The organism is Mesorhizobium sp. M7A.F.Ca.CA.001.10.2.1 (assembly GCF_003998575.1).
Taxonomy (GTDB): Bacteria; Pseudomonadota; Alphaproteobacteria; order Rhizobiales; family Rhizobiaceae; genus Mesorhizobium.
Genome location: NZ_RZQY01000600.1, coordinates 1 through 3820, shown reverse-complemented (window position 1 = coordinate 3820; position 3820 = coordinate 1). Strand labels below are relative to the sequence as shown.

5 protein-coding genes are annotated in these 3820 nt (G+C 63.7%); 4 read left to right on the top strand and 1 reads right to left on the bottom strand.

Going from position 1 to position 3820, the window contains the following annotated elements; genetic code table 11:
• The coding region (locus EN964_RS28145) for a nicotinate-nucleotide--dimethylbenzimidazole phosphoribosyltransferase (protein ID WP_206528769.1) at window positions 1-515 on the top strand (515 nt) is incomplete at its 5' end.
• 12 nt (window positions 516-527) lie between these two features.
• On the opposite strand, the gene EN964_RS28140 is transcribed toward EN964_RS28145, so the two are convergent.
• Window positions 528-2048, bottom strand: a complete 1521-nt coding sequence (locus EN964_RS28140) for a HAMP domain-containing sensor histidine kinase (RefSeq protein WP_127270826.1) — start codon at window positions 2046-2048, stop codon at window positions 528-530.
• Window positions 2049-2123: 75 nt separating this feature from the next.
• Between EN964_RS28140 and EN964_RS28135 the strand changes: the two genes are divergently transcribed.
• The 3 genes from EN964_RS28135 to EN964_RS28125 all read left to right on the top strand — a co-directional run.
• Window positions 2124-2744, top strand: coding sequence for a thermonuclease family protein (locus EN964_RS28135; RefSeq protein ID WP_127270829.1), 621 nt, complete (start codon window positions 2124-2126; stop codon window positions 2742-2744).
• 43 nt (window positions 2745-2787) lie between these two features.
• A complete protein-coding gene (locus tag EN964_RS28130; protein WP_127270831.1) occupies window positions 2788-3399 on the top strand; it encodes a glutathione S-transferase in 612 nt (203 codons plus the stop codon).
• The coding region (locus EN964_RS28125) for a uracil-DNA glycosylase family protein (protein WP_127272049.1) at window positions 3339-3820 on the top strand (482 nt) is incomplete at its 3' end. The genes EN964_RS28130 and EN964_RS28125, both read left to right, overlap by 61 nt.

Genomic DNA, 3820 nt, shown 5'->3' with positions numbered 1-3820 from the left:
CCCGACCCCGGGCCGACCCAATCGGCGCCGCCGCCCTGTTCGCGGCACTGTTCGGGGGCGGGGGCGCCGATTGGGTCGGCCCGGGGTCGGGCGCCGATGCGGCGATGCAGGCACGCAAAGCCGACGTGGTCGATGCGGCGCTGGCTTTTCATGGCGGCCATCTCGGCGACCCGCTCGAGGCGCTGCGCCGGGTCGGTGGCCGTGAATTCGCGGCGATCGCCGGCGCCATCCTTGCCGCGCGGATGCAGAAGATCCCGGTGCTGCTCGACGGATTGGCGGCGACGGCAGCCGCAGCGGTACTGCATGGCGTCAATCCCACAGCGCTCGAGCATTGCCTTCTGGCCAGCCTGTCGCCGGAACCCGCGCATGCACGCGCCGCCCAACGGCTAGGGCTGCGCCCGTTGCTTGATTTGGATATCAGCCATGGCGAAGGGGCAGGGGCCGCCCTTGCTGCGGGGCTGGTCAAGGCCGCCGCGCTGACCAGTTCGGGCATGGCAGCTGCGGTACGTGGCTAGAGTCTTGCCGGATTACCGTCGTCGAGCCGCCACCGCCGCGGTCGGCAGTGCCGGCAGTTCCTCCATCACCCGGCTGAGCGGGAAGATCGCGATCGCCTCGGTCCCTTCGCGCAGCTTGGAATGAAGTTCGAACTCGCCGCCATGCATGGCGAGCAGCCCTTGCACGATCGGCAGGCCAAGCCCGGTGCCTTGCTCGGCGCTCTTGATGGCAATGGAGCCTTGGCCGAAGGCGGAAAGCACGATCGGGATCTCGTCTTCCGGTATGCCCGGTCCGTTGTCCTTGATTGAAATGTATTGTCCGCCGCCCGCCGTCCAACCAACGCGGACACGGATTTCACCGCCGGTAGCGGTGAATTTTATCGCATTCGACAGAAGGTTGAGCGTGATCTGTCGCACCGCACGCTCATCAGCGAAAAGGCGCGGTAGCTCGTGCTCGAAATCCTGGACGACCCGGATATCCTTGTTGCGCGCCCTCAACTCCATCATGTGACAGCAGTCCTCGACGATACCAAGCAGCATCACCGGTTCTTCATTGAGCTGGTAGCGGCCGGCCTCGATGCGCGAAAGGTCGAGGATCTCGTTGATCAGGTCGAGCAGATGCTGGCCAGATTCGTGCACGTCATGGGCATAGTCGCGATAGGTGGGATTGCTCATCGGCCCCAGCACCTCGTTCGACATCACCTCGGAAAAACCGAGAATGGCGTTGAGCGGCGTGCGCAATTCGTGGCTCATCGAAGCGAGGAACCGCGATTTCGCCAGATTGGCGTCTTCGGCCCGCCGCCGCGCCTCGTCCGACATCGATTTCGCCGTCTCCAGTTCAGCGATCAGCGCATCCTTTTCGGAGCGGAACGACAACATCATCAGGGACGAGTGGTTGAGATGACGGGCCACATAGGCGAAGAACGGCAGAGAAACGACCAGCAGCGCGGCCATGATCGCCTCGACCGGCATCCATAGCTTGGCGCCGGCATAAGCGTAGAGCGCCACGGGAACGGCAAAGGTCGCCAACAGCGCCCCACGCAGAGACGAGGTCATCACCGCGGTCGCCGCCATGGCGAACAACAGCACCACGGCCTTGACGATGTGGAACGGATCGACCTCGCAGACGCTGCAGCCAAGCCACACGAACCATGCCCAGCCGAGACCGCACAGGAAATGGCCGATCAGGAATTCCCGTCCTGCTTGCGAAGGGTTGAGCTCGGAAGCTTCCGTGCGCTCGATGCGCCGCGCCATGAAGGCAACGATAGTGTAGCAGGTCAGGGTGAACAGCGCCCAGAGCCCGATCTCGTTGCCGATTCCGGCCAGCCGGCCGGCCGCCGCGATCGCCAGGACAAGAAGCGGGATGGCGATGGCGCCGCTGGTCATCGCGCGGGCATGGAGCTTCAGCAGTTCACGATCGAAATCGGGATTGCCGGCCTGCTGCGAAAGACGGTCACGCGTCTTGCGCACCGCGCGCGCCACATCGCTGTTGCGATGAGGTTTCCTGCGGTCCACAATGAACTTGTCCGCTGTGTTCGAGCGTTGCAAGGGCATCAAAACTTCAATTTATGCGAGCAGCGGTTTCCAAGTGTTAAGCTACGTTCGAATGATTAACCAACCGTTTGCCATATGAGCCGCTCATGGTCGCCAAGACCGCGCCGGAGATACGTTGCGCGCCCCAGAAGCCTGTGGCGCCGGCTGGTGGATTACGGGCTTGCCGTCATCATCCTCGGACTGCTGATCCTGCTGGCGGCCCGCCTCGACCGGGTGGAGACACGCAAGACGCAAGGCGTGGCAATCATCAACGACGGCGATTCGATCACGCTTGGCACCGAGCGTATCCGCATGCGCGGCATCGATGCTCCGGAATATACGCAGACCTGCCGCAAGAACGGTACTGACTATTCCTGCGGCACGCTTGCGCGCCAGTCGCTCGTTCGCCTGATCGCCGGCAAGCCCGTCTCTTGTACCGGCTGGCAACGTGATCGTTATGGCCGGTTGCTCGGCGACTGCACCGCCGGCGGCAAGGATCTCAACCGCGCGCAGGTCGAGGCGGGCTGGGCGGTTGCGTATGGCGACTTCGAGAGCGAGGAGGCCGTCGCCCGGGCGGGAAAGGCCGGCATCTGGGCGGGAACGTTCGACCAGCCGCAGAATTGGCGAGACAGCCGTCACGGCGAAGTCGTCGAGAAGAAGCACGGCACATTGGCCTCGATCGGCGATGCCGTCCGCGAGATTTTTCGCTTCTGGTGATGCGCGTCCTGAAAGCCGAACCGAGAACGAACAGGAGGATGGAATGAAACTCTTCGACGGTGGCCGAGCGCCCAACCCAAGGCGGGTCCGCGTTTTCCTGGCCGAGAAAGGCATCGAAGTTCCACAGGTGCCCATCGACATGGGGGCGCTGGAACACAGGCAACAGGCGGTCAGCTCGCGCAATCCCTTGCAGCGCCTGCCGGTGCTGGAACTCGACGACGGCACCGTCATCACGGAATCCGTCGCCATCTGCCGTTATTTCGAGGAACTGCATCCCGAACCGGCCCTGTTCGGGCGTGGCGCACTCGGCAAGGCGCAGGTCGAGATGTGGCAGAGGCGGATGGAATTCAATTTGCTCAGCTGCGTCACGCAGGCCTTCCGGCACACCCATCCGGCCATGAAGGAATGGGAAATCCCGCAGGTCTCCGAATGGGGCGAGGCCAACAAGCCGAAGGCCGTGGCGTTCCTCAGGCTGCTGGATGGAGAACTGGGCAGCCGGGAGTTCATCGCCGGTGACAGCTATTCGATCGCCGACATCACCGGCCTGATCGCTGTGGACTTCATGAAGCCGGCACGCATCAAGGTGCCGTATGATTGCGCGAATGTGTTGCGCTGGCATCAGGCCGTCTCCAGCCGGCCGAGCGCATCAGCCTGAGAATGACTGCCGAACTCGAAAACCTCGTCGCCAAGGTCCGCGCCTGTCGCATCTGCGTGGAAAATCCGGCCGGTAAGCCGTTGCCGCATGAGCCACGACCTGTGCTGCGCCCATCGTCCAGCGCCCGTATCCTGATCGCCAGCCAGGCGCCGGGGACCAAGGTGCATCTGTCGGGCATGCCGTTCACCGACGCCTCCGGCGATCGCTTGCGCAGTTGGCTTGGCGTGACGAGCGACGAATTCTACGACATCGAAAAATTCGCCATCGTGCCGATGGGTTTCTGCTTTCCCGGCCAGGATGCCAAGGGGGGAGACCTGCCGCCGAGGCGCGAATGCGCGGCGGCCTGGCGCGCGCCCTTGATGGCCTCGATGCCACGGATCGATCTGGTGCTGACAATCGGCATCTATGCGCAGTCCTGGCA